The sequence below is a fragment of the Sphingomonas sp. genome, assembly GCF_036731925.1.
Lineage (GTDB): Bacteria > Pseudomonadota > Alphaproteobacteria > Sphingomonadales > Sphingomonadaceae > Sphingomonas.
In genome coordinates, this window is record NZ_DAINDJ010000001.1 from 1,686,547 (window position 1) to 1,710,979 (window position 24,433).

Consider the following 24,433-nt stretch of genomic DNA (forward strand, 5'->3'; position numbering starts at 1 on the left):
CGGCATACCCCGGCCCCATTCCTCGAACCCCTCTCCCCACCGGGGAGAGGGAGGGGCCCGCCGCCGCAGGCGGTGGGAGGGAGAGGGGCAGTCGCGCGGTGCTGGCGCACCGCACACCCTCTCCAAGCCTCGCTAGGCGGCACGCCGCCAAGCTACGCTATCCTCCCCCTCGAGGGGGAGGAGGGAGAGCCAGATGACCCAGTATTTCCCCGGCTTCGGCAACCATGTCTCCACCGAAGCGGTCCCCGGCGCGCTGCCGATTGGCCGCAACAGCCCGCAGCGGCCGCCCTTCGGCCTGTACGCCGAACAGCTCTCCGGCACCGCCTTCACCGCGCCGCGCGCCGAGAACCGCCGCAGCTGGCTCTACCGCCTGCGCCCGAGTGCCGAGCATCCGCCCTATCAAGCCTATGAAGGCGCCCCGCTGTTCTCGCCGCATACGTCGGCGAAGCCGCTTGCCCCGAACCGGCTCCGCTGGGATCCCGCCCCCGCCCCCGCCACGCCGGTGGACTGGATCGACGGCATGGAGACAATGCTGGCCACCCGCGACCCCGCCGACCTGGAAGGCGTGGTCGTCCACCGCTATGCTGCCAATCGCGACATGGACACGCGCGCGTTCGTGAACGCGGACGGCGAATTGCTGTTCATTCCTCAAGCGGGCGCGCTGGCGCTGCTGACCGAGCTCGGCCGTATGGACATTGCCCCCGGCCAGATCGCGGTGATCCCGCGCGGCATCCGCTTTCGCGTGCTGCTGCCCGAAGGCACCGCCGCCGGCTATGTCGCCGAAAATTACGGCGCCCCCTTCCGCCTGCCCGATCTCGGCCCGATCGGTGCCAACGGCCTCGCCAACCCGCGCGATTTCGAGACGCCCGCCGCCTGGTTCGAGGACCGAGACGCGCCGTTCCAGCTTGTGCAGAAGTCGTTGGCAAGTCTGTGGATAACCTCGCTGCCCCACAGCCCGCTCGACGTCGTCGCCTGGCACGGCAACCTTGCGCCCTATCGCTACGATCTCGCCCGGTTCAACACGATGAACACGGTCAGCTTCGACCATCCCGATCCCTCGATCTTCACCGTCCTCACTTCGCCCAGCACCGTCGCCGGCCGCGCGAACGCCGATTTCGTGATCTTCCCGCCGCGCTGGATGGTCGCCGAGGACACGTTCCGCCCGCCCTGGTTCCACCGCAACGTGATGAGCGAGGCAATGGGCCTGATCCACGGCGCCTATGACGCCAAGGCGGAGGGCTTCGCACCCGGCGGCCTCTCGCTCCACAATCTGATGGCTGGCCACGGCCCGGACGTCGCCAGCTGGCTCGGGGCAACGCAAGCGGACCTCAAGCCGCACAAGATCAACGGCACCATGGCCTTCATGGTCGAGACCTGCTGGCCCTATCGCCCGACCGAACATGCGATGACGCACGCCCAGCCGGACTATGACGCGGTATGGGAAGGCTTCCCCAAGGCACAGCTGCCGTGAAGCGTGCCGGTGCCGCATGGCAGCTGCATTGCGATCGAACGAAGGACGACGCCTCAAAAAGACTTTGTCATTCCCGCGAAGGCGGGAATCCATTGCCCTCGATGCTGGGGGAAGGAACCGACAGCGCAGCGCCAATGGATCCCCGCCTGCGCGGGGATGACGAACGGCGGAGTTCGCGGGTAACCGCGCTCCCCGTGTCGGTGAGGATCTAGATGGACCGCCTCACCGCCACCCCCGCCGGTGTAACCCTCGGCCCGCTCGAGCTGATCCCCGACGGCACCGCCCGCAACTTCGTGCTGGAGATGCGCGCCGGCCGGTTCCACGGTTTCGTGGTGCGCAAGGGCGGCCGTGTGTTCGGCTATGTCGATCGCTGCGCCCACATGCCGGTGCCGCTCACCCAGGCGCTCGACGCCTATCTCACCCCCGATGCCACCCATATCCAGTGCAGCTGGCACGGCGCGCTCTACACCCTGGAGGAGGGCCGGTGCGTCGGCGGCCCTTGCGTCGGCGCGCGACTGCTTCCATGGCCCGTTACAACAATCGACGGCATGATCGTGACCGTTGGAGAGGAACAAGCATGACCCCGGACTTCGACTTCGCCCTCGGCGATTCCGCCGATATGATCCGCGATACGACCGCGCGCTTCGCCCGCGACAGGATCGCCCCATTGGCGGCGCGGATCGACGCCGAGGACTGGTTCCCGCGCGACGAGCTCTGGGCGGCGATGGGCGAGCTGGGACTGCACGGCATCACCGTCCCCGAAGCCGATGGCGGCCTCGGTCTCGGCTATCTCGAACATGTCATCGCCTGCGAGGAAGTCGCCCGCGCCTCGGCCTCGATCGGCCTCAGCTACGGCGCGCACTCGAACCTCTGCGTCAACCAGATCGCCCGCTGGGGCAATGCCGAGCAGAAGGCCAAGTATCTGCCCAAGCTGATCTCGGGCGAGCATGTCGGCAGCCTCGCCATGTCCGAAGCCGGCGCGGGCTCCGACGTGGTCTCGATGAAGCTCAAGGCCGAGAAGGTCCAGGGCGGCTACGTGCTCAACGGCACCAAGTTCTGGATCACCAACGCGGCCTATGCCGACACGCTGGTCGTCTATGCGAAGACCGGCGAAGGCTCGCGCGGCATCACGACGTTCCTGATCGAAAAGGACATGCCCGGCTTCGCGATCGGCCAGAAGATCGACAAGATGGGCATGCGCGGCTCGCCCACCTCGGAGCTGGTGTTCACCGACTGCGAGGTGCCCGAGGAGAACGTGATGGGCCCCCTCAACGGCGGGGTCGGCGTGCTGATGAGCGGGCTCGACTATGAGCGTACCGTGCTCGCCGGCATCCAGCTCGGCATCATGCAGGCCTGTCTCGACGTGGTCCTGCCCTACTTGCGCGAGCGAAAGCAGTTCGGCCAGGCGATCGGCAGCTTCCAGCTGATGCAGGCCAAGATCGCCGACATGTATGTCGCGCTCAATTCGGCGCGCGCCTATGTCTACGCCGTGGCGCGCAGCTGCGATGCGGGCAAGACGACGCGCTTCGACGCGGCCGGCGCGATCCTGCTCGCCAGCGAGAACGCCTTCCGCGTTGCCGGCGAGGCAGTGCAGGCGCTGGGCGGCGCCGGCTATACCAAGGACTGGCCGGTCGAACGCTTCCTGCGCGACGCCAAGCTGCTCGACATCGGCGCGGGAACGAACGAGATCCGCCGCATGCTGATCGGCCGCGAATTGCTGGGGGCGGCGTAACCACCGATGTCTGCCCCCATCCTCCCCACCGCCGTCAATCCCGACAGCGACCAGTTCCGCGCCCAGGCCGCGCACCACCGCGCGCTGGCGGAGAAGCTTCGCGCCGACGTTGCGCAGGCAGCACTCGGCGGCAGCGAGTCCGCGCGCGCCAAGCATGTCGCCCGCGGCAAGCTGCTCCCCCGCGAGCGGGTCGAACGCCTGCTCGATCCCGGTGCGCCCTTCCTCGAAATCGGCCAGCTCGCCGCCTGCGATCTCTATGACGGCGAAGTCCCCGGCGCAGGGGTGATCGCCGGCATCGGCCGCGTCTCCGGCCGGATGGTGATGATCGTCTGCAACGACGCCACCGTGAAGGGCGGGACCTATTATCCGATGACGGTGAAGAAGCATCTCCGCGCGCAGGAGATCGCCGAGGCCAACCGCCTGCCCTGCATCTACCTGGTCGACAGCGGCGGCGCCAACCTGCCCCACCAGGCCGAGGTGTTCCCGGACAAGGATCATTTCGGCCGGATCTTCTTCAACCAGGCCAATATGAGCGCGCAGGGCATCCCGCAGATCGCCTGCGTGATGGGCAGCTGCACCGCCGGCGGCGCCTATGTGCCGGCCATGTCCGACGAGAGCGTGATCGTCCGCAACCAGGGCACGATCTTCCTCGCCGGCCCGCCGCTGGTGAAGGCGGCGACCGGCGAGGAGATCAGCGCCGAGGATCTCGGCGGCGGCGACCTTCATGCCCGCCGCTCGGGCGTGGTCGACCATCTCGCCGAGAATGACGAGCATGCGCTGACGATCGTCCGCGATATCGTCAGCCATTTGCCCGCCGACCGTGTGCCCGATGTGGCGCTGAAGGATCCCCGTCCGCCCAAATATGCGCCCGAGGAGCTCTACGGCATCCTCCCTGCTGACGTCCGCGCGCCGTACGACGTGCACGAGGTGATCGCCCGGCTGGTCGACGGATCGGAGTTCCACGAGTTCAAGGCACTGTACGGCAGCTCGCTGGTGTGCGGCTTCGCGCATATCTGGGGCATGCCGGTTGCGATCCTCGCCAATAACGGCGTGCTGTTCTCCGAAAGCGCGCAGAAGGGCGCGCATTTCATCGAGCTCGCCTGCCAGCGCCGCATCCCTCTGCTCTTCCTCCAGAACATCTCCGGCTTCATGGTCGGCGGCAAGTATGAGGCGGAAGGCATTGCAAAACATGGTGCAAAGCTGGTGACGGCGGTGGCGACGGCAACGGTGCCCAAGCTCACCATCCTGATCGGCGGCAGCTTCGGCGCCGGCAATTACGGCATGTGCGGCCGGGCCTATTCCCCCCGCTTCCTGTTCAGCTGGCCCAACAGCCGGATCAGCGTGATGGGCGGCGAGCAGGCGGCAAGCGTGCTTGCGACGGTCCACCGCGATGCCGCCAACTGGTCGCCCGAGGATGCCGAGGCATTCAAAGCGCCGATCCGCCAGAAATACGAGGATGAAGGCAACCCCTGGCACGCTACCGCGCGGCTGTGGGACGACGGCATCATCGACCCGGCGCAGACCCGCGACGTGCTGGGGCTCGCGCTGGCGGCGACGCTGAACGCGCCGATCCCGGAGCGGCCGCAGTTCGGTGTGTTCCGGATGTGAGGATGCCGCACCTTTCTCGGAATCAGATCTCAAAGGCTCACTCATGTTGCTGTCGCTAATGGCGATTTCCTTTGCCGCGCAGGCCACTGGCCTCCCGCCACCGGCGGCCGACCCACCCCGCAGCATGCCCGCGCCAGCCAAGCTGCCCCCGGCCAACCCGCTTGCGCCACCTGACGGCAACGACGAACGCGCCGTACTCGCGGTGGTCGACCGGCTGCTCGCCGGGATCAACGCGCGCGACGCCGCCGCAATCGGCGCGACTCTCCGCGCAGAGGGTGGCGCGACCGTGGTCGCCGAGGCTGCCGCTGGCCCCGCCACCGTGCGCTACCTCCCCTGGCAGGAACTGCTCGCCCGGTTCCAACCGGGGACCGAGACCTTCGACGAGCGTATCTCCAGTCCCGCGGTTGAGATCGACGGCGATGTTGCGATGGTCTGGGCCCCATATGTCTTCCGCTTGGACGGCAAGTTCCACCATTGCGGCACCAACCATGTGAGCCTCGTCCGCGAAGCCGGTACGTGGAAGATCGCCGGGCTGAGTTGGAATCAGCGCACCACCGGGTGCCCCGCATGAGCCGGGACACGCTGTTCGTCCTCGACACCGACTGGGCGGACCCCGCCTATGGCGGCGAACGCCGCTTTTACTGCAAGGACTGCATCACGGTGGAGGGCCTGCTCGCCGCCTTCCCGGCGCGCGCCGAGGCCATCGAGGTGGTCCGCGTTGCCTGGCCTCGCCCCCGCGCGGCGGTGGTCGAGCGGCTCGGCGCGGAAAACCAGAACCTGCCCGCACTCGCCTTCGCCGAGGGCGGCTTCGCAAACGACATCGAGGGCGTGCTGGCCGCGCTCCACACCCGCCACGGTTTTCCGGAGCGCCACCCGTGATCCAGTCCCTGCTCATCGCCAATCGCGGCGAAATCGCCTGCCGCATCATCCGCACCGCCCGTGCGATGGGCATCCGCACCGTCGCCGTCTACTCGGACGCCGACGCGAACGCGCTGCACGTTCGCCGGGCCGATGAATCCGTGCATATCGGCCCCTCGCCGGCACGCGAAAGCTATCTGGTCGGCGACAAGATCATCGCCGCGGCCAAGGCGACTGGCGCCGAGGCGATCCATCCCGGCTATGGCTTTCTCTCGGAAAATGCAGACTTCGCCGAGGCGGTGCTCGCCGCCGGGCTGGTGTGGGTCGGGCCAAAGCCGGACAGCATCCGCGCCATGGGCCTCAAGGACGCCGCCAAGGCGCGGATGATCGCGGCGGGCGTGCCGGTCACCCCCGGCTATCTGGGCGAGGACCAGTCGCCGGAGCGGCTGCAGGCGGAGGCTGATGCGATCGGCTATCCGGTGCTGATCAAGGCAGTTGCCGGCGGCGGCGGCAAGGGGATGCGGCGGGTGGAAAGCGCGGCGGACTTCGCCGACGCGCTCGCCAGCTGCAAGCGCGAGGCAGCCTCCTCCTTCGGCGACGATCGGGTGCTGCTGGAGAAATACATCCTCTCCCCCAGGCACATCGAAGTGCAGGTGTTCGGCGACAGCCATGGCAATGTCGTCCATCTGTTCGAGCGCGACTGCTCGCTCCAGCGCCGCCACCAGAAGGTGATCGAGGAAGCCCCCGCTCCCGGCATGGATGCTGAGACGCGCGAGGAAATCTGCGCTGCGGCAGTGCGCGCGGCCAAGGCGGTCGACTATGTCGGCGCAGGCACGATCGAGTTCATCGCCGACGCCAGCGAAGGCCTGCGCGCCGACCGCATCTGGTTCATGGAAATGAACACCCGGCTCCAGGTCGAGCACCCGGTGACGGAGGAGATCACCGGCCAGGATCTCGTGGAGTGGCAGCTCCGCGTGGCGAGCGGCGAACCGCTGCCCAAGCGGCAGGACGAGCTGTCGATCCATGGCTGGGCGATGGAAGCGAGGCTTTATGCGGAGGACCCGGCCAAGGGGTTCCTGCCGAGTGTGGGGCGGCTGGACCATTTCAGGGTTGGTGGATACCGCATCGAGAGCGGAATCGTCGAAGGGGAGGCGATCTCGCCCTTCTATGATCCGATGATTGCGAAGCTCGTTGCAGCTGCGCCCACGCGCGAGGAGACCATCTCCGATCTGCAAGGCATGTGCGCGACCTGTGATGTTTGGCCAATCCGGACCAATGCTGGGTTTTTGGCGAAGCTGCTCGACGCACCAGCGTTCCAGGCAGGAAAAATCGATACGGGGTTCATCGCGCGAGATCAGGACGCGTTGGTTGCCAAGCCCGACCTCAGCGCGGACGCGCTCGACGCTGCGCTATGCCTTCTCTATCCGGCCAAGAAAGTGAGAACGCTTGCCAGCTCGGGCTTTCGCTTGAACGCGCAACCCAATCTGGGCGTACGACTGCTGATCGACGACGCACCTGTCGAAGCAGAACTTCCGCAAGACTTCTCCCCGGATGCGAACAACGCCGCGCGCGCCATCCCTTCGGAGAGAGGGGTGGTGAAGTTTGATCAGGGCTATGCCTACACGGTGCAGCCTTGGGCGTCGCGGTCTCAAGGATTGGGCACCACCGCCGACGGCGCCCTGCTCGCCCCCATGCCCGGCCGCATCACCGCGGTGGACGTGACCGCCGGCGCACAGGTCACCAAGGGCCAGCGCCTCGTCACGCTGGAGGCGATGAAGATGGAGCATGCCCTTACCGCGCCGTTCGACGGCACGGTTGCCGAACTGCCGGTCACCGCAGGCGGACAGGTCACCGAAGGCACGCTGCTCGTCCGCGTGGAGAAGGCGGCGTGATCTTCCGCGACGCCACGCTCGCCGATCTGCCCGCGATCGTCGCGATGCTTGCCGACGACGATCTCAGCCGAGGGCGCGAGGATGCCTCCCTGCCGCTCGATCCGCGCTACGAGATGGCGTTCGCCGACATCGATTCCGATCCCAATCAACGGCTGATCGTCGCAGAACGGGACGGCGAGGTCATCGGCACGATGCAGTTGAGCTACCTTCCCGGAATCGCCTTTCGCGGCGCCTGGCGCGGCCAGATCGAGGCTGTACGCATCGCCTCTTCCGTTCGCGGTCAAGGACTTGGCGGCACAATGATAGAGTGGGCGGTAGAAGCGTGCCGCGCCCGTGGCTGCCGGATGGTCCAGCTCACGTCGATGCAGGATCGGCTGGATGCGCACCGGTTCTACGAAAAGCTCGGCTGGACCAAGAGCCATTTCGGCTTCAAGCTGAAACTGGATCAGGACGAAGGCTGAATGGCACGCTTTTTTGACGAATGGGCGCTCGGTGACCGCATCGAGCATGCGCTGCGGCGCACGGTGACGGAGACCGACAATCTCCTGTTCACCACGCTCACCCACAATACCCAGCCGCTGCACCTCGATGCCGAGGCGGCGCGTGCGTCCGAGTTCGGGCAGATCCTCGTCAACGGCACCTACACATTCAGCCTGATGATCGGCATCACCGTGGCGGACACCACCGCCGGATCGCTGGTCGCCAATCTCGGCTATGACAAGCTGACCATGCCCAAGCCCGTGTTCCTGGGCGATACGCTGCGCGCCAGTTCCGAAGTGGTGGAGCTGCGCCCCAGCAAGTCGCGCCCCGGCCAGGGCATCGTCACCTGGCGACACCAGATGCACAACCAGCGCGACGAGCTGGTGTGCGAATGCCTGCGATCCGCGCTGCTGCGCAGCCGTTCGGCCTGACGCGCGTTTACCCATCGATGCAACAGTTTGACGTGATCGTCGTCGGCGGCGGTGCTGCCGGTATCGGCGCGGCCCGCACGCTTTCGGACGCCGGCAAGGCGGTGCTGCTGGTAGAGGCAGACACCCGGCTGGGCGGTCGTGCCCGTACCGAGCATGTCGACGGCATGACGCTCGACCTGGGCGCCGGCTGGCTGCATTCGGCCGAGCATAATCCATGGGTCGAAATCGCCGCGCTGCACGGCTTCACGCTCGATCGCACTCTGCCGCGTTGGCGGGATCAATGGCGCGAGATAGGCTTTTCTCAAGCAGAACAACGCGATGCCGGGAAGGCTTATGATGCGTTCGAAAGCCGGTTGCGCCAGGACCCGCCACCGGGAGATCGCGCCGGCGCGGCGCTGGTGCCGAACAGCGCGTGGAGCGTGTGGATCGACACGATCAGCGGGTTCGTGAACGGGGTAGATACCGCCAAGCTCTCGATCGCCGATTACCTGGCCTATGAGGACGCAGCGACCGAGACCGATTGGCGTGTGCCCGCCGGCTATGGCGCGCTGGTGGGTGCCCAGGCCAGCGGGCTGCGCACCGCGCTCGCCACGCCCGTGACCGAGATCGACCGTTCGGGCACGCGGCTGAAGCTGCAGACACCCCGCGGCACGCTCGAAGCCGAACAGGCGATCGTCACCGTCTCCACCGATATCCTTGCCCGCGGCGACATCACGATGGACGGCCATGACGAGGTGCTGCACGCGGCAGCGGCCCTGCCGCTAGGTCTTGCGGACAAGCTGTTCCTCGCGATCGATCAGGGCGCGGACGAGCTCGAGGCCAACGCTCATCTGCTCGGCGATCCGCGCAACGCCATTACCGCAAGCTACACGCTGCGGCCGTTCGGTCGTCCGGTCATCGAGGCCATGTTCGGCGGCGAAGGCGCGCGGGAAATGGCGGCGCGTGGCCTGCAGGGTGCCGCCGATTTCGCGATCGAGGAGCTGTGCGCACTGCTCGGCGGCAAATGGCGCCGGCGCCTGCGGCTGCTCGCCGGATCGGCATGGAGCCGGGAAACGCACATCCGGGGCGGCTACAGCCACGCCCTGCCCGGCCGCGCGGCCGCGCGGCGGGTGCTGGCGAACCCCGTGGATCCCCGCATCCGTATTGCGGGCGAGGCCTGCTCGGCGACCGAGTTCTCGACCGTCCACGGCGCGTACAAGACCGGCGTCGCCGCCGCCCGTGCGTTGCTGGGCTAGGCTGCCTGCGGCACGGCAGGTTCGGGGTTGGAAAAGACCATCTCGTCGTCGATGCTGCCGAACTTGAGCGCGAGCAGGTCGCGCGTGTAGCTCTGATGCACGCGCCACGGCTTGCGATGCCCCTGGCGCGGCAGAAGGCCGAGGGCACGCTGCACATAGCCCGAGGTGAAGTCCAGAAAGGGTTCGGGCTCCACGGGCGCGGCCGGCTGCGGGGTCACCTGCCGCATGCCGCGCTTCGCCATCGCGCACAGCAACCGGGTGACATAGGCGGCGGTCAGGTCGGCCTTCAGCGTCCAGCTGGCATTGGTATAGCCGAAGGCGATCGCGAAATTCGGCACACCGGAAAACATCATGCCCTTGTAGGTGAGCCGCTGCGCCCAATCGACAAGCTGGCCGTCCACCGTTACCGGCACGCCGCCCATCAGCTGCACCTCCAGTCCCGTCGCCGTGACGACCAGATCGGCATCCAGTTCACGGCCGGATTCGAGCCTGAGGCCGGCAGGCGTAAACCGCTCGATCCGATCGGTGACCACCTCTGCCCGGCCCTCGCGAACCGCTGCGAACAGATCGGCATCGGGCACCAGGCAGAGCCGCTGGTCCCAGGGGTCGTAGCGCGGTGTGAAGTGCGTCGCGACGTCATAGTCATGGCCCAGCTCGCACCGGACCATCTCGACCAGCCGCGCCTTGGCCCTGGCGGGGTGCTTGCGAGCCAGCGCGTAGAAATACTGGCCGATCAGCACGTTCTTCCATCGCGTGAGCGCATAGGCGGCCTTGGCGGGAAGGTACCTGCGAAGCCAATTGGCGATGCCGTCCTGCGACGGGCGTGCGACGATATAGGTCGGCGATCGCTGCAGCATCGTCACGTGCGCGGCCTGCCTGGCAAGCTCCGGCACCAGCGTCACCGCCGTAGCGCCGCTGCCGATCACCACCACGCGCTTCCCGGCATAATCGATGTCGGGCGTCCAGAATTGCGGATGGACGATGCGGCCGTGGAAATCCGCGCGGCCGGGGAAGTCCGGCAGATGGCCGCGCTCGTAATTGTAATAGCCCGCACACAGGAACAGGAAGCTGCAGCTGAACTGTCGCGTGCGGCCGGCGGCTTCCACCGTCACGGTCCATAGGGCTTCGCTGCTCGACCAGGCGGCGGCCACCACCTTGTGCCGATAGCGAATGTGACGATCGATCCCGAATTCCCGTGCGGTGTCTTCCAGATAGCGCAGGATGGCGTCGCCGTCCGCGATCGCCTTCGCCTCCGTCCAGGGGCGGAACGAGAACCCCAGCGTGTACATGTCGGAATCGGACCGGATGCCGGGATAGCGGAACAGGTCCCAGGTTCCGCCCATCCGCTCGCGGCCTTCAAGGATCGCATAGGTGCGCCCGGGGCAGTTCGTCTGCAGGTGATAGCCTGCACCAATCCCCGACAGCCCCGCGCCCACAACGAGAACGTCGAAATGTTCGCGCATCTTCTTTTGCCTCTCCGGGAGGCATGGTTGCACGACTATGGAGCGCGCGCCACCTCAATAATCCCGCGAGTAGCGCAAGGTCGCGCCCGATCCGCCGAACGAACTGGTCTGCGAAAGCACGCTCAGCGCCCGCGATAGCGAGACTTCCAGCTGCGTCGCGGTGAAGCCGCGGGCATCGGTGATGATCTCGATATAGATATTGTTCGTGATGTACTTGCCCGCCGCCAGCGACGTACCGCGTCCGGTCGTATCATCAGCGCCCAGCACCCGAAGGCGGTCGATGCCCGTCGCCGATTTCAGCTGACCGAGCGGATTGAGCCCGCCACCCGTCGCCCGCAGCGAATTGAGCGCGGCCGCCAGCTGGATCGCCTCCGTGGCCGAGAGGTTGGTCACGTTGGTGCCGAAGAACAGCCGCGACAGCACCTCGTCCTGCGGGAGTGCGGGGTTGGAGGTGAAGGCGATCTGCGGCTTCTGGGCCGTACCGGTGATGTTGAGGATCGCCGTTACACCCTCCGCCGTCGTGTTCGCCGAGATGTCGATCGTCGGGTTGGTCAGCTCCGCCCCCTGGAAGCTGATGATGCCCTTGGTCAGATCGAACCGGCGGCTGGCGAAGCTGTAGGTGCCGCGCACGACTTCCATCGTTCCGCGAATCTGCGGGGCCAGCGTGGTGCCGCCGATGGTGATGTTGGCCTGCCATTCGGATTCGAGGCCCATGCCGCTCACCATCAGGCGATTGTCCGCCCGCACGCGGATGGCGAGATCGAAGTTGCCGAACGCACGCGCCGGCTTCTTCGCCTGCGCCTGCTGGTTCGGGTCCAGATCGCCCTTGCGCCGCACGCCGGTCAGCTCCGGGATTTCGGCCGCGCCCTGGCGGATGATCTGGTAGTTCGCCTCGGGGATGTTGATCTGTCCCTCGATCCGCTGGACGCTGGCGCTCTTGGTGATGGTGAGCGTACCGCTCGCCGTCGCCCCCAGCGCTTCGCTCCGCGCGAGCCGGGCATTGTCCAGCTTCACGTTGATCGCCATCGGGAAGCCGTCTGCCGAAGACAGGCCGACCCTGCCGCTGGCGGTGACGCTGCCGTCGCCGGCGCGCGCACTCGCCTGGTTGAGCACGAAGGCATCGTTGGAGAACTGGCCGTCGATCTTCAGGTTGTTCAGCCGGGTGCCGGTGCCCTCATTGTCATAGGTCAGGTTGTCGGCACGGACGACGCCGTTGAGCAGCGGACGATCGACGCGGCCGGTGAAGTCCGCCGCCATGCCGATCGCGCCGGTAAGCTGCTGGTTGGGCAGCCCCGTGAAGGCGAACGGGAGCGCGGCGGGTCCGTTGTAGCGAATGCCGCCCGAAAGCGGTGCCGCCATCAGCCGCTCGGTCCAGCTGCCGGCGCCGGGCCCCAGCGGGCGCAAGGTAGTGACCACCCGGCCGATCGTGGCATCACCCCGGCGGATCAGCGCGCGCAGGTCGCCGCCGTCGGGGAGCAGCTTGCCGACCATGCTGATATGCACCGGGGTCGACACGCGCGCGAGGCTGGAGCGGGTGAGGTTATCCACCTCGAGCCGCAGATCGGCGCTGGGGAAGGCGTCCGGCGAGGTCTGGGCAAAGTCGAGGCTGCCCGTGGCGGCGCCGCCGATGCCGAGATCGGGCACGAACGCGTTGGTGATGGCAAGGTCGAGCTTGTCCAGCCGCGCCTGCAGGACGGTGCCGTCGCCGTAGCGCCCGGCCAGCCGCACGCTGCCCTGGTCGAAATCGATCTGCGTCGGCAGGAGGCGGTAGACGCCCTTGTCGATCGCGATCCGCGCCGCCTGCGGCGTACGGAACTTCACCCCGCTCGCCTGCCCTTGCAGCGCAGCCGTCCACAGCGCCGGTGTCATGCGGCCGTTGAGCGCGACGTCGAACGCTACCCCCGAGGACCCGCTCGCCACCGCCTGCACGGTGCCGATGCCGCCGCGATAGTCGAGCTTGGCGCGGGCGGTTCGCAGCAGGAATTCGCCACGCTTGAGATTGGCGATCTGAACGTCGGCGACGATCTGGGGCTGCTCGGCAAGCACGATGCTCGCATTGGCGATGGCCCGGCCGATGCTAAGCTCGGCAACGCCCGGAATGGCCGCATTGTCGGCGGTCGCACGGACATCGGCGCGCTGGAACTTGCCCTCGGCGCCGAGCGTGGCGATGCCGTCGATCCCCGAGCCACGGAAGCTGAGCTGGCCGGCGAACGGCCCGGCGGCGGTGGCCTGGAGCTGCCCGGCAATATCCATGCCCGCGAACCGCGCCGCGTTGACCTGGATGGCCAGCGCCTTGCCGGTGCGGACCAGCACATCGGCGTTGAACGGCCCGTAATTGCTGTCGCCAGTGGCGGTCACCGCATAGGCATCGCCGCGCCCGACCACCTTTGCCTCTACCTTCGCCAGTCCTACGCCGAGGCCCGGCTTCTCGGCGCGCAGCAGCAGCTGCGGCGCATTGAGCGTGCCGGTCACCCGCGCGCTTAGCGGACCATATCGATCGGAAACTGCATCGGCGGTGATCCGGATCGGTCCGGCGGGATCATAGGTTCCCTGCCCGCGCAGCACGCGGAACTGCGGCGCGCGCACGCGCACATCGGCTATGCCGATCACGCCCTTCGGATCGAGGTTCAGCCGCGCCGAGGCGACGGTGTTGCCGCCCAGGAAATTGCGGACGCCTTCGTTGAACAGCTTTCGGGTGCGGCCGGCGACCTTTCCGCGAATGCCCCAGCCCCCGCCGGGCGCCGTGTAGAGTTCGGCATCGGTGTTGAGGTCGACCACGCCGACGCCCGCGATGGTATAGTCGTTGATGCGCCCCTTGAGCGCGCCCGTGTAGCGGCCCTTGGCCATGTCGGCCGCGACGATTGCGGTCGCATCGATCTTGTCCGACTTCAGCCGGAGATTGTCCGAGAGGATGCGGCTGCCCGAGATGGCCAGATCGCCGTTCACCGTCACATTGGTGACGAGACCGCCGGCGGCCGCGTTCAGCCCCGAAACCCGCGCAGCCTTGGCGCGCACGGGCACCAGGATGCGATCCGAGTCCACGCGTGCGCGGCCCTCGGCATAAAGCTGCTCGACTACCGTCTCGCCGAAGCCGATCGCGCCGGCGGAGAGCTTGTAGTCGACCATCGGCGTCGCGAAGGCGCCCTCCAGCGCGAGCGAGGCGCGCACCGAGCGGCCGACCAGCTTCGGCGCGATCGTGCCTGGCTTCAGCAGCAGCGCATCGACATGCACACCGTGGAACTGGTTGTTGCCGAGATCGACCAGCCCCTGCGCCTGGGCCGAGAGCGCATCGGACTTGAGCTTGATTACGCCCTCTGCCTTGCGGTCCGCCCAGCGGAAGTCGGTGTCGATGCGGAGCCCGGGGGCGGTCAACCGCTCGACCGGACCCTGCAGGTACAGCCCGGGATGCGTCATTCCGCGGATCTGGAAACGGCCATTGTCTGCCGTCACGTCGAGATCGGCGAGGCTCCCACCGCCGAGCGTGGCGATGCCCTTGCCGGCCCAATGCTTCCAGTCGCCCGCGCCCTGTACCGTTGCCACCAGCGGCGCCTGCAGCTTGGCGAGACCGGCGACGAGTCCGCCCTTGGGCGCATTCAGGCGAAGATCGATGTCCAGGCGGTTCGCCTGCGGCACCGCGTCGAGCTTGAGGGTCACCCGGTCGCCGCCGGCCACGCCGCGCGCCGCGACGGTGCCGGCGTCGGCTAGAAGCTGCGCGCGTCCGTCCGAAAGATGCGCCGATCCGCTCAGCCGCGCGATGTGGCGCTGGCCGTCCACCGCCGGCGCGATATCGATCCGGGCAACGTTGAGGCGTGCGACGTCGATGTTGAGGTCCGGGAGCAGCGGCGCGTTCGGATCACCGGACGGCTTCAGCTCGGGCAGTCGCGCCAGCCGGACCTCGGGGCTTTCGAGGTTGCGGATGTCGATCCGGTTCTTGAGGTAGGACAGCGGCCGCCAGTCGAGCCGAATTTCCTGTGCGGTGGCGAACACGCCCTTGGTATCGCTCACCCGCACGTCGCGGAGGATCATGCCCCCATAAATCGAACCATCGATCCGCCCGATGCGGAAGCCGAGGCCGGACTCGAGCTTAAGGCGCGCCAGCTGATCGACGATCAGCCGCCGCCCCGGCTGGGTATCCAGCCCCAGCACGGCCAGCCCGGCCAGCGCCGCGATCGAGACCAGCCCGACCGCGATCCAGCCAACGATCTTGATCCATAGCGGTCTGCCGGCACGTACCACGGTGACGGTCTCGGTTTCAGGCATGTCGTCCGCCATCAGAATGCCTGTCCGATCGAGATGTAGAGCGCGATTTTAGACTCGTTCTTCTTGCGCGCGATCGGCGTCGCGACGTCGATGCGCAGCGGGCCGAAATTGGTGTAGAGCCGGCCGCCGATGCCCGCGCCGAAGCGCAGGTTGCGGCCCGTGGGCGTCGTGCCCTCATAAACCTGGCCGGCGTCCAGGAACGGCACGATGCCGTAATTGCCGAAGCGGTAGCGCGCTTCGATCCCGAACTCGTTGAAGGCGCGCCCGCCCACCGGCTTGTCGTCCGGCGAACGCGGCCCCAGCTCCTGGTAGCCGAAGCCGCGGACCGATCCGCCACCGCCCCCATAATAACGGCGCGAGGGCGGCAGTTCGTCCCGCGCCACGCCGCTGATCGATCCGACCCGCGCCCGGCCGGCGATCACGATGCTGCTGGTGACCGGGTAATAGCCGTCCACCTCCAGCATCATCCGCGCATAGGGCCGCACCGATCCGCGAACCGAGGTTTCGGCGCTGAGATTGCCCTTGATGCGATAGCCGCGCGTCGGGTTCAGCAGGTCGTCGGACGTGTCGTAGCCGAGGAAGGTCGGGATCGCCGCGATCAGCCAGGTGCCCCGATCGCGCTTGCCGAGGCTGTAGTTATATCGGTCTTCGTTCGAGCCGACGAGTTCGGCACCGTAATAATAGGTCCACCGCTTCTGCCAGATCGGCGTCGAATCGCGCGAAATGCGCGCGGACAGCGTGCTGGTGAACGCCTCGAACGCGTCATAATCCTGGTGGTTGAGCGACGCGGTGATCAGGAAGGTGCGGTCGCGCTTGCCGGCATTGGAGCGGCGGAAGGTCGTGGTCAGCGCCTGTTCCTGCGTGCCGAGGATGCTGCTGACGGTCAGTGCGCCTTCGGGCGGGAACAGGTTGCGGTGCGCCCAGCTCGCCTGCGCCTTGATCCCCTGGCCGGTGCTGTACCCCAGTTCGCCCGCCAGCGTACGCGCCTTGCCCGCCACCTGCCGCACCAGCAGATCGACCTGCTCGGTCCCATCCGGGCCGGCCTTGCCGGTGCGCTGCGGCTCGACCGAGACAGTGGAGAAGAGGCCGGTAGCAATCAGCGCCTGGCGCAGGTCGTCCACCTTGCGGCTGTCATAGACCTGCCCCTCGCGGTACCGCCGGAAAATGTTGATGTGCTCCGGCGTGAAGACCTGGCGCTGGCCGGCCGTCTGGATCTGGCCGAAGCTGGCCCGCGGCCCGAGCGTGACGGGCAGCGTATAGTCTCCGGTTTGCGTCGCATCGTCGAGGACGACGTCACGCTGGCCGAGCTCGATGAATGGATAGCCCTGCTGCGGCATGCGCAGCGACACATTGGCCTCGGCGCCGAGCACGCGATCGGCCTGGATCGGATCTCCGGGGTTCAGGTTGAGTTCGCGGTCCAGCAGGCCCGCCGGCACCGTCGGGTCGCTGTCGATCCGCACGCTGCCAAGTCGGTAAAGCTTGCCCGGCGACGCGGTGATCGTCGCGCGGAGATTGCCGGAATTTGGCGGGTTCTGCGCGATGGAGGAGGACGCCGTTGCATCATAGTAGCCGAGCGACTTCATCAGCCGCAGCGCCAGCTTTTCGTCCTCGCGAGCCCGCGCCGAGACCATCGCCGCGTTGGCCGCCTTGCCCTTGCCATGCTGAAGCGCCGAGAGGCTGCGGAACTCGTCGTCCAGCCGCAACGCATCCAGGCCGACCAGTTCGGTAGTGTAGCGGATGGAGGGCGCCTTGTCGTCGTCCTCGGCGGTGTCGGCGACCGGCTCCACCTTGAATGCGGCAAGCGGCGGCAGCGGGGCGAGCATCTCCGCCGCCTCCGGTCCTGCCGGCGCGAAGCCCTGCTCGTCTGCGATCGGCGGCACCTGCGACTGTGTCCCGGCGGGCGCGGCGGCGACCGGGGCAGTGGGCGCCGTTGGGGCGGCGGGCAGCTGTGCAGGCTTCTGGAAGCCACCGAGCGGCTCCAGCGGCGCGTTGATGTCGTCGCTCAGTTTGGGAAGCGCGTCCTCGAACGCCTTGTCGGGGATGATCGGAACGGCCTGCTGCGTTGCCGTTCCAGCGGGCTGGTCGAGCGACGGGGAGGCAGATTGAGGCGCACCCTGCCCCGGCTTTGGATCGTTCAACTGGGCATGCGCAAGCGCAGGCACGAAGCCCGCCCCCGCCAGCGCGGCGACCCAAACCACCCGAACCCCTTTACCCACGCGCCTCCTTCGGGAGCCGCGATATCTTCCGGCCCTCCCGCTTCCGTAACGGTCTGCTGCGGATTTTGCTCCCCTGATACGTCGCTCCAAGCAATGCGTGCGATCAAACGCAAGGTTCGAGCGCTTTTACACGCGCACGGAAGCGGTGGAGGAGCGGCTCGGTATAGCCGTTGGGCTGGTCGAGCCCCTCGAAGATCAGCGCGCGCGCGGCCTGGAACGCAAGGCTCTTCGCTTCCCCACCGGCCAAGGGCTGATAGAACGGGTCCTGCGTGTTCTGCGCGTCCACCTTCAACGCCATGCGCCGAAGCGCCGCATCCACCTGTTCCGGCGTGGCGACGCCGTGCAACAGCCAGTTGGCGATGTGCTGCGAGGAAATGCGCAGCGTTGCGCGGTCTTCCATCAGCCCGACATCGTGGATGTCCGGGACCTTGGAACAGCCGATCCCCTGATCGACCCAGCGCACGACATAGCCCAGGATGCCCTGCGCGTTATTGTCGAGCTCATGCGCGACCTCGTCCGCGCTCCAGTTTCGGCCACCGGCGAGCGGCACCGTCAGCAGATCGGCGAGCGGGAGAACTTCGGCGGGCAGCGCGCGCTGGCAAGCGGCGACGTCGACCTGGTGGTAATGGGTGGCGTGCAACGTCGCCGCCGTCGGGCTCGGCACCCAGGCGGTCGTGGCACCGCTCTTCGGATGCGCGACCTTCTGCGCAAGCATGTCTGCCATGCGGTCGGGTGCGGCCCACATCCCCTTGCCGATCTGCGCCCGCCCGGCCAGCCCGCAATCGAGCCCGATGCGGACATTGCGCGCCTCATAGGCGGCAATCCAGCGCGCGGCCTTCATCTCGCTTTTGGGCACCATCGCGCCGGCGCGCATGCTGGTGTGGATCTCGTCGCCGGTGCGATCGAGGAAGCCGGTGTTGATGAAGAACAGCCGGTCCTTCAGCGCATGGATGCAGGCGGCGAGGTTGGCGGAGGTCCGCCGCTCCTCGTCCATCAAACCGATCTTGATCGTGTTGGGCGCAAGACCAAGCACTGCCTCCACCGCGCCGTACAGCCGATCAGCGAAGGCGCATTCCTCCGGCCCGTGCATCTTCGGCTTCACGACGTAGATTGAACCCGCGCGGCTGTTTCGGAAACGCCCCAGGCCCCGCAGGTCGTGCAGCCCGATCGCGCCGGTGACGATCGCGTCGAGAATGCCCTCGGGCGCCTCGCTGCCATCCGGCAACAGCACCGCCGGTGTCGTCATCAGGTGGCCGACATTGCGGACGAGCAGCACCGCGCGCCCAGGCAGCGTCGTGCCGTCCGCCAACGTCCGGTCGGGCGCCAGCGTCCGCACGAGGCTGCGTCCGTTCTTTTCGAAGGTCTCCGACAGATCGCCGCGCATCAGCCCGAGCCAGTTGGCATAGCCGAGCAGCTTGTCCTCGGCGTCGACAGCCGCGACCGAGTCCTCCAGATCCACGATCGCCGTCAGCGCCGATTCGAGCAGCACGTCGGCGATATGCTCGGGATCGTCCCGGCCGATCGGATTGCCGGGATCGCGCACCACGGCGAAGTGCAGGCCATTGGCACCGCGATAATACACCGTATGTCGGGTGCCCTCCGCCGTGCTTCCGATCTCCCTCGCGCCAGGCAGGACGCGCGCGAGAAAGTCGCGTGCCCAGGCGATCACCTGCGCCCCTCGTTTGGCGTCATAGCCCTCCGAGCCGGTCGGCCCCGGTATGGCATCGGTGCCGTACAGCGCATCGTAGAGGCTCCCCCACCGCGCGTTGGCGGCATTGAGCACAAAGCGGGCGTTCAGCGCCGGCACCACCAGCTGCGGCCCGGCAAGCGTGGCGATCTCCGGATCGACATGCTCAGTAGCGATGGTGAAGGGCGTGGGCTCGGGAACGAGATACCCGATCTCGCGCAGGAAGGTCTCGTCAGCCGCTTCTCCATTCTGCAGCCGGGCGTCGATGGCCGCCTGCAGTGCGTCCCGTTTCGCCAGCAACGCACGGTTGATGGGCGCGCATTCCGCGAAGATCGCGGCGGCACCGGACCAGAAGGCGCCGGGATCCATGCCGAGCGGCGGCAGCACCGCCTCTTCGACGAAATGCACCAGCGTTGTGGCGACCTGCAGCCCGGCGCGATCGGCATAGTCAGTCACGGAGTCCTCCTTGCGGTTCTTCGCTACACGCCTGGGGAGGGCCTCGCCTGCTTACGCGAGGGCGCACGCTGCGATCAACCCCCGTCGAAAGCCGTAGCCGCCGCCTCGATCCGTTCCAGCATCGCAGCCAGCTGTTCCTTCTCCGCATCAGAGAAGCTCGCGAACAGGCGCCGCTCCAGCTCCAGGGCCTTGGGGGCCACCTGCTCGTACAACTGCCAGCCTTCGGGCGTCAGTGCGACCAGATGCGAACGCTGGTCGATCGGATTGGCCGCGCGCGCGATGAGTCCGCGCTCGACGAGGCCGATCGCAGCGCGACTCACCGTCACCTTGTCCATCCGTGTCCGGCCGCACAGCGCCTGCTGGCTCATCGCCCCACCTTCCGCCAGCACCGCCACCAAGCGCCATTCGGGGATGCGCAAGCCGAACAAGGTTCGATATGCACTGGCAACCGCGTCCGAAACCGCATTGGATGCAATTGACATGCGATACGGCAAAAAGTCGTTCAATTTCAACGCGGTCATCTATCCCCCTCAGATCCGATTAACCTTGACGCATATGACAACGCTGGCAGGTTGCATTTTTTGCAATGATACCGGTAACAGTTCGCACTTGCAGCAGATCCCCGTGCGGTGCAGAAAGATCGGGCCTTTCAGGCATCCTCTCCTAAGACTTTCAAAGGCCGTCCTCCGGGGCGGTCTTTTTTTTGGCGCGTTTTCAGCGCCGGCTCAATGGGCGATCGGCACCTGCTGCCATATCGCCACCACCTGGCCATCCGCGATGGGAGGCGGAAAAAGCTGCGCGCCGACCCATAGCGCCCAGGCCCCGGCTGCCAGCATCACCCCGAAGGGTAGTCGATCCGTCGCGCGTACCCGGCGCCCCACGCTCATCATCCCCAACACCGCTGCCAGGCCGATCAGGCTGGCTGCGAGCAGTAGCAGTGGCAGGTTCTGCCAACCCAGCCAGCATCCGATCGCGCCGAAAAGCTTGGGGTCCCCGCCCCCAAGCCCCTGCCGCCCGCGCAATGCCTTGTACCCCCGCGCGACCAGCCACAGAACGGCGAAACCTGCCACACCGCCGATCATCCGATCGAGCAGCGACGGGGCCAGACCAAGGGCGCCGGCCCCCAGCCCCGCCGCCGCCAATGCCGCATTGAGCACGTTGGGCAGCCAGAATGCCGCGAGGTCCAGCGCCGCCAGCGCCAGCAGCAGCCAGCCGAACACCGCGCCCGCAATACCTTCGAGGCCCGGCGCAACCAGTCCCGCCACCGCGCCGATCGCCAGCCCAGCGACCTCGATCACCCAATGGCTGGGCGAGATGGTTGCGCGGCAATGGCGGCAGCGGCCGCGCAGGATCAGGAAGCTCAGTACCGGCACCAGCTCCACCGGTGTCAGCGTTTCGCCGCACGCATCGCAGGCCGATCGGCCGCGAGCGACACTCCGCCCTTCGGGCCAGCGGACCGCGATCGTCGCGATGAAGCTGCCGAACACCGCGCCCAGCAGGCCAAGCAGGACGGCCCAGCCCCAAAGGTCAAACGGTGTCACGCGCCGGCCGAAATCGACGGATACGGCCATGCCGCTGGCGGCGGCGCTCCGTTTCAGGATGTCTAGAAGGTTTACGCACGGCGCTCTAGTGCGGGAGCGCGCAAGCTTTTGCAAACCGATCGCCGAGCCCCTAGATCACCGGCAAACATCCGAGAGGAGCCTGTATGTCCACCGATCCCGTCGTGATCCTGTCCTATGCCCGCACGCCGATGGGGAGCTTCCAGGGCAGCCTTACCGATGCATCCGCCACCGATCTGGGCGCTACCGCCGTCGGCGCCGCGGTGGAGCGGGCAGGCCTGAAGGGCGAGGCGATCGAGCGCATCTACATGGGCTGCGTGCTCCCCGCCGGTCTGGGCCAGGCCCCGGCCCGCCAGGCCGCGCTCAAGGCCGGGCTGCCGCAGCACATCGAAGCGACGACAATCAACAAGATGTGCGGATCGGGCATGCAGGCGACGATCATGGCCGCCGAGGCGCTCGCCGCCGGCTCGGCCGACCTGCTGATCGCCGGCGGCATGGAGAGCATGACCAACGCGCCCTATCTGTCGATGCGCCATCGCAGCGGCGCGCGGATCGGTCACGATGTGCTCAAGGACCATATGTTCCTCGACGGGCTGGAAGACGCCTATGAGCCCGGCCGGCTGATGGGCAGCTTCGCCGAGGAGACGGCGAAGGAATATCAGTTCACCCGCGAGGCGCAGGACGCCTTCGCCATCGCCAGCCTCGAACGCGCCAAGGCGGCGCAGACCAGCGGCGCGTTCGATCGCGAGATCGTTCCCGTCGAGCTGCAGGGCCGCAAGGGCGTGGTGACGGTGGCGCTCGACGAGCAGCCGACCAAGGCCGATCCGTCCAAGATCCCCACGCTCAAGCCCGCCTTCGCCAAGGACGGCACGATCACCGCAGCCAATGCCTCGTCGATCTCGGACGGTGCGGCGGCGCTGGTGCTCGCGCGCGCATCGGTGGCGGAGAAGCTGGGGCTGACGCCGATCGCGCGGATCGTCAGCCACGCCGCGCACGCCCATGCGCCGGCGCGATTCACCACGGCGCCCGTGTTCGCGATGCGCAAGGCGCTGGAGAAGGCGGGTTGGGAAACCGGCGACATCGACCTGTTCGAGGTCAACGAGGCGTTCGCCTGCGTGACGATGATCGCAATGCAGGAACTCGGCCTCAGCCACGACGCTGTGAACGTGCATGGCGGCGCCTGCGCGCTTGGCCACCCTATCGGCGCGAGCGGCGCGCGGGTGCTGGCGACCCTGCTCTCGGCGCTGGAGAGCAAGGGCCAGAAACGCGGCCTTGCCTCGCTGTGCATCGGCGGCGGCGAAGCGACCGCGGTTGCGGTGGAGCTGATGGATTGAGTTTCTTCTAAAGCCCCTCCCCTTCAGGCGCATCAGGTCGGCGCTGCCCCCGGCAGCGCCTGAACAGCGTGGGACGCTGTTCACCTGATGCGGGGTTTGGGGTGGGGCAGTGTCTCACCGAGACCAACAGGCGTTCTGGAATCCCTCCACTCCCAACCCCTCCTCCAAGGAGGAGGGGCTTGATGTTGAACGCTACCGCACCGTCTCGCCCGGGTCCGTCCCCCAGATTCGCGCCTGCTCGACATAGCCCGCGCGCCCGCCCGCATCGAACCAGCACCACCCGGCGGTGCACGCGCTGATCTTGCCGACCACGCCCGGCGCGGCGCGCCAGCTGATGTGCGAATCGCCCGCGGGGCTGCTGTGCAGCTCCGCCACGCCGCCCGCGACGATGGCGGTGCGCTTGTCGTCGAGCAGGTTGGCCTGCATCCAGCCTTCCGCGCCGTCCGGATCGCGCACCTTCACCCAGGCGCCGTAGCTGGCGAGCACCTTCACCGGCAGTCCGCGCCGCTGGTAGAACCAGTTGGTGGGGTAATTGCGTCCGGGGCCGGTACGCATCCGCGCCTTGCTTGCCTTCAGCGAGGCATAATAAGGCGGCTTGCGCTCTGCCTGTGCAGGCGTTGCGAGGGCGACAAGCGCCAGGGCGGTGATACCGATCGAGAGACGCCGATGCTGCATGGGCCGTCTATCGACCAGCCGGCCGCGCGCTTCAACCGTTGACTGCGCGGTCCGCACCGGTCAATCCTTTGCCATGGCCGATCCCAAGCGACCGTCCCGCCCCCGGGTGATCCTCACCCGCGCGCTGCCGCAAGCCAGCGAGGCGCGGATGGACCAGCTGTTCGAATCGGTCCCCAATGCCGACGACAGCCCGATGGACGCTGCCGCGCTGGCAGCCGCGATAGCCGATGCGGACGTGCTGGTGCCCACCGTGACCGATCGCATCACTGCCGAGCTGATCGCGGGCGCGCCCGATCGGTTGCGGCTGATCGCCAATTACGGCGCGGGGGTCGGGCACATCGATCTGAAGGCGGCGCGCGCCCGGGGCATCGTCGTCACCAACACGCCGGGCGTACTGACCGACGATACCGCCGACATGGCAATGGCGCTGATCCTGGCGGTGCCGCGGCGACTGGTGGAGGGCGACAAGCTGGTCCGCTCGGGCGCATGGCGCGGCTGGAGCCCCACCAGCATGCGCGGCCACCGCATCGGCGGACGCGGGCTCGGCATCCTCGGCATGGGCCGGATCGGCCAGGCGGTGGCGCAGCGGGCGCGTGCCTTCGGGCTGCAGATCCATTATCACGGGCGGCACCGGGTGCATGAGGTGCTCGAGCACCAGCTGGGCGCCACCTTCCATGACAGTCTCGATGCGATGCTGGAGGCAATCGACATCCTGACCATCCATACGCCGCACACTGCCACGACCAGCGGCCTGATCGATGCGCGGCGGCTCGACCTGCTTGGACCCGACGCCTGGCTGGTCAACACCGCGCGCGGCGAGATCGTCGATCCCGATGCGCTGGTGGCAGCGCTCCAGGAACGCCGCATCGCCGGCGCGGGTCTCGACGTCTATGTCGACGAACCGAAGGTCGATCCTCGGCTGATGGCGCTGGAAAATGTGGTGCTGCTGCCGCACCTCGGCTCGGCGACGTTCGAGGCGCGCGAGGCGATGGGCTTGAAGGTCATCGCCAATATCCGCAGCTGGGCGGACGGGCATCGCCCGCCGGATCAGGTGTTCGAGGGGTGGCTGTAAAAGT

General features: G+C 67.5%; 19 protein-coding genes. 12 read left to right on the top strand and 7 right to left on the bottom strand.

From position 1 onward, the window contains the following. The first annotated feature begins 193 nt into the window (after positions 1 to 193). The 10 genes from hmgA to V7E00_RS08330 all read left to right on the top strand — a co-directional run bounded on the left by hmgA (position 194) and on the right by V7E00_RS08330 (position 9,707). Positions 194 to 1,471, top strand: a complete 1,278-nt coding sequence (gene hmgA, locus V7E00_RS08285) for a homogentisate 1,2-dioxygenase (RefSeq protein ID WP_333572144.1) — start codon at positions 194 to 196, stop codon at positions 1,469 to 1,471. Positions 1,472 to 1,683: 212 nt separating this feature from the next. Further along, positions 1,684 to 2,052 (top strand): Rieske (2Fe-2S) protein, encoded by a 369-nt coding sequence (locus V7E00_RS08290; RefSeq protein WP_333572145.1) that lies wholly within the window; start codon positions 1,684 to 1,686, stop codon positions 2,050 to 2,052. Next, positions 2,049 to 3,203 carry an isovaleryl-CoA dehydrogenase gene (locus V7E00_RS08295; RefSeq protein ID WP_333572146.1) on the top strand — a complete coding sequence of 385 codons (1,155 nt, stop codon included), beginning with the start codon at positions 2,049 to 2,051 and terminating at the stop codon, positions 3,201 to 3,203. The genes V7E00_RS08290 and V7E00_RS08295 overlap by 4 nt, the downstream gene beginning before the upstream one ends. Before the next feature lie 6 nt (positions 3,204 to 3,209). Next, positions 3,210 to 4,811, top strand: a complete 1,602-nt coding sequence (locus V7E00_RS08300; protein ID WP_333572147.1) for a carboxyl transferase domain-containing protein — start codon at positions 3,210 to 3,212, stop codon at positions 4,809 to 4,811. A 124-nt stretch (positions 4,812 to 4,935) separates the two neighbouring features. Then, positions 4,936 to 5,382, top strand: a complete 447-nt coding sequence (locus V7E00_RS08305) for a nuclear transport factor 2 family protein (RefSeq protein WP_333572148.1) — start codon at positions 4,936 to 4,938, stop codon at positions 5,380 to 5,382. Continuing rightward, a complete protein-coding gene (locus V7E00_RS08310) occupies positions 5,379 to 5,690 on the top strand; it encodes a DUF3088 family protein (RefSeq protein WP_333572149.1) in 312 nt (103 codons plus the stop codon). The genes V7E00_RS08305 and V7E00_RS08310 overlap by 4 nt, the downstream gene beginning before the upstream one ends. Next, positions 5,687 to 7,561 (top strand): acetyl/propionyl/methylcrotonyl-CoA carboxylase subunit alpha, encoded by a 1,875-nt coding sequence (locus V7E00_RS08315; RefSeq protein WP_333572150.1) that lies wholly within the window; start codon positions 5,687 to 5,689, stop codon positions 7,559 to 7,561. The genes V7E00_RS08310 and V7E00_RS08315 overlap by 4 nt, the downstream gene beginning before the upstream one ends. Beyond that, entirely contained in the window at positions 7,558 to 8,022 is a 465-nt protein-coding gene (locus V7E00_RS08320) for a GNAT family N-acetyltransferase (protein WP_333572151.1), read from the top strand. Before V7E00_RS08315 ends, V7E00_RS08320 begins: the two co-directional genes overlap by 4 nt. Further along, positions 8,023 to 8,472 carry a MaoC family dehydratase gene (locus V7E00_RS08325; RefSeq protein ID WP_333572152.1) on the top strand — a complete coding sequence of 150 codons (450 nt, stop codon included), beginning with the start codon at positions 8,023 to 8,025 and terminating at the stop codon, positions 8,470 to 8,472. Between the two features lie 17 nt (positions 8,473 to 8,489). After that, complete coding sequence (locus V7E00_RS08330; RefSeq protein ID WP_333572153.1) at positions 8,490 to 9,707, top strand: flavin monoamine oxidase family protein; 1,218 nt, start codon at positions 8,490 to 8,492, stop codon at positions 9,705 to 9,707. Here the strand turns inward: V7E00_RS08330 and V7E00_RS08335 are convergent. The 6 genes from V7E00_RS08335 to V7E00_RS08360 all read right to left on the bottom strand — a co-directional run bounded on the left by V7E00_RS08335 (position 9,704) and on the right by V7E00_RS08360 (position 21,360). Continuing rightward, entirely contained in the window at positions 9,704 to 11,170 is a 1,467-nt protein-coding gene (locus V7E00_RS08335; protein WP_333572154.1) for a flavin-containing monooxygenase, read from the bottom strand. The two genes, V7E00_RS08330 and V7E00_RS08335, sit on opposite strands and share 4 nt — an antisense overlap. 54 nt (positions 11,171 to 11,224) lie before the next feature. Beyond that, entirely contained in the window at positions 11,225 to 15,442 is a 4,218-nt protein-coding gene (locus V7E00_RS08340; RefSeq protein ID WP_333572155.1) for a translocation/assembly module TamB domain-containing protein, read from the bottom strand. Then, complete coding sequence (locus V7E00_RS08345; protein ID WP_333572156.1) at positions 15,442 to 17,646, bottom strand: autotransporter assembly complex protein TamA; 2,205 nt, start codon at positions 17,644 to 17,646, stop codon at positions 15,442 to 15,444. The genes V7E00_RS08340 and V7E00_RS08345 overlap by 1 nt, the downstream gene beginning before the upstream one ends. Positions 17,647 to 17,749: 103 nt before the next feature. Further along, a complete protein-coding gene (locus V7E00_RS08350; RefSeq protein WP_333572157.1) occupies positions 17,750 to 19,789 on the bottom strand; it encodes a malate synthase G in 2,040 nt (679 codons plus the stop codon). 74 nt (positions 19,790 to 19,863) lie between these two features. Continuing rightward, entirely contained in the window at positions 19,864 to 20,310 is a 447-nt protein-coding gene (locus V7E00_RS08355; protein ID WP_333572158.1) for a MarR family winged helix-turn-helix transcriptional regulator, read from the bottom strand. A gap of 204 nt (positions 20,311 to 20,514) precedes the next feature. Further along, positions 20,515 to 21,360, bottom strand: coding sequence for a prepilin peptidase (locus V7E00_RS08360; RefSeq protein WP_333572159.1), 846 nt, complete (start codon positions 21,358 to 21,360; stop codon positions 20,515 to 20,517). A 134-nt stretch (positions 21,361 to 21,494) separates the two neighbouring features. On the opposite strand from V7E00_RS08360, the gene V7E00_RS08365 reads away from it, so the two are divergent. Further along, positions 21,495 to 22,682, top strand: coding sequence for an acetyl-CoA C-acyltransferase (locus tag V7E00_RS08365; RefSeq protein ID WP_333572160.1), 1,188 nt, complete (start codon positions 21,495 to 21,497; stop codon positions 22,680 to 22,682). A 192-nt stretch (positions 22,683 to 22,874) separates the two neighbouring features. On the opposite strand, the gene V7E00_RS08370 is transcribed toward V7E00_RS08365, so the two are convergent. Next, positions 22,875 to 23,357 carry an SH3 domain-containing protein gene (locus V7E00_RS08370; RefSeq protein WP_333572161.1) on the bottom strand — a complete coding sequence of 161 codons (483 nt, stop codon included), beginning with the start codon at positions 23,355 to 23,357 and terminating at the stop codon, positions 22,875 to 22,877. Between the two features lie 73 nt (positions 23,358 to 23,430). Between V7E00_RS08370 and V7E00_RS08375 the strand changes: the two genes are divergently transcribed. Then, the gene (locus V7E00_RS08375) at positions 23,431 to 24,429 is read left to right on the top strand and encodes a 2-hydroxyacid dehydrogenase (RefSeq protein WP_333572162.1); all 999 of its coding nucleotides are present in this window, start codon (positions 23,431 to 23,433) and stop codon (positions 24,427 to 24,429) included. Positions 24,430 to 24,433 lie beyond the last annotated feature (4 nt).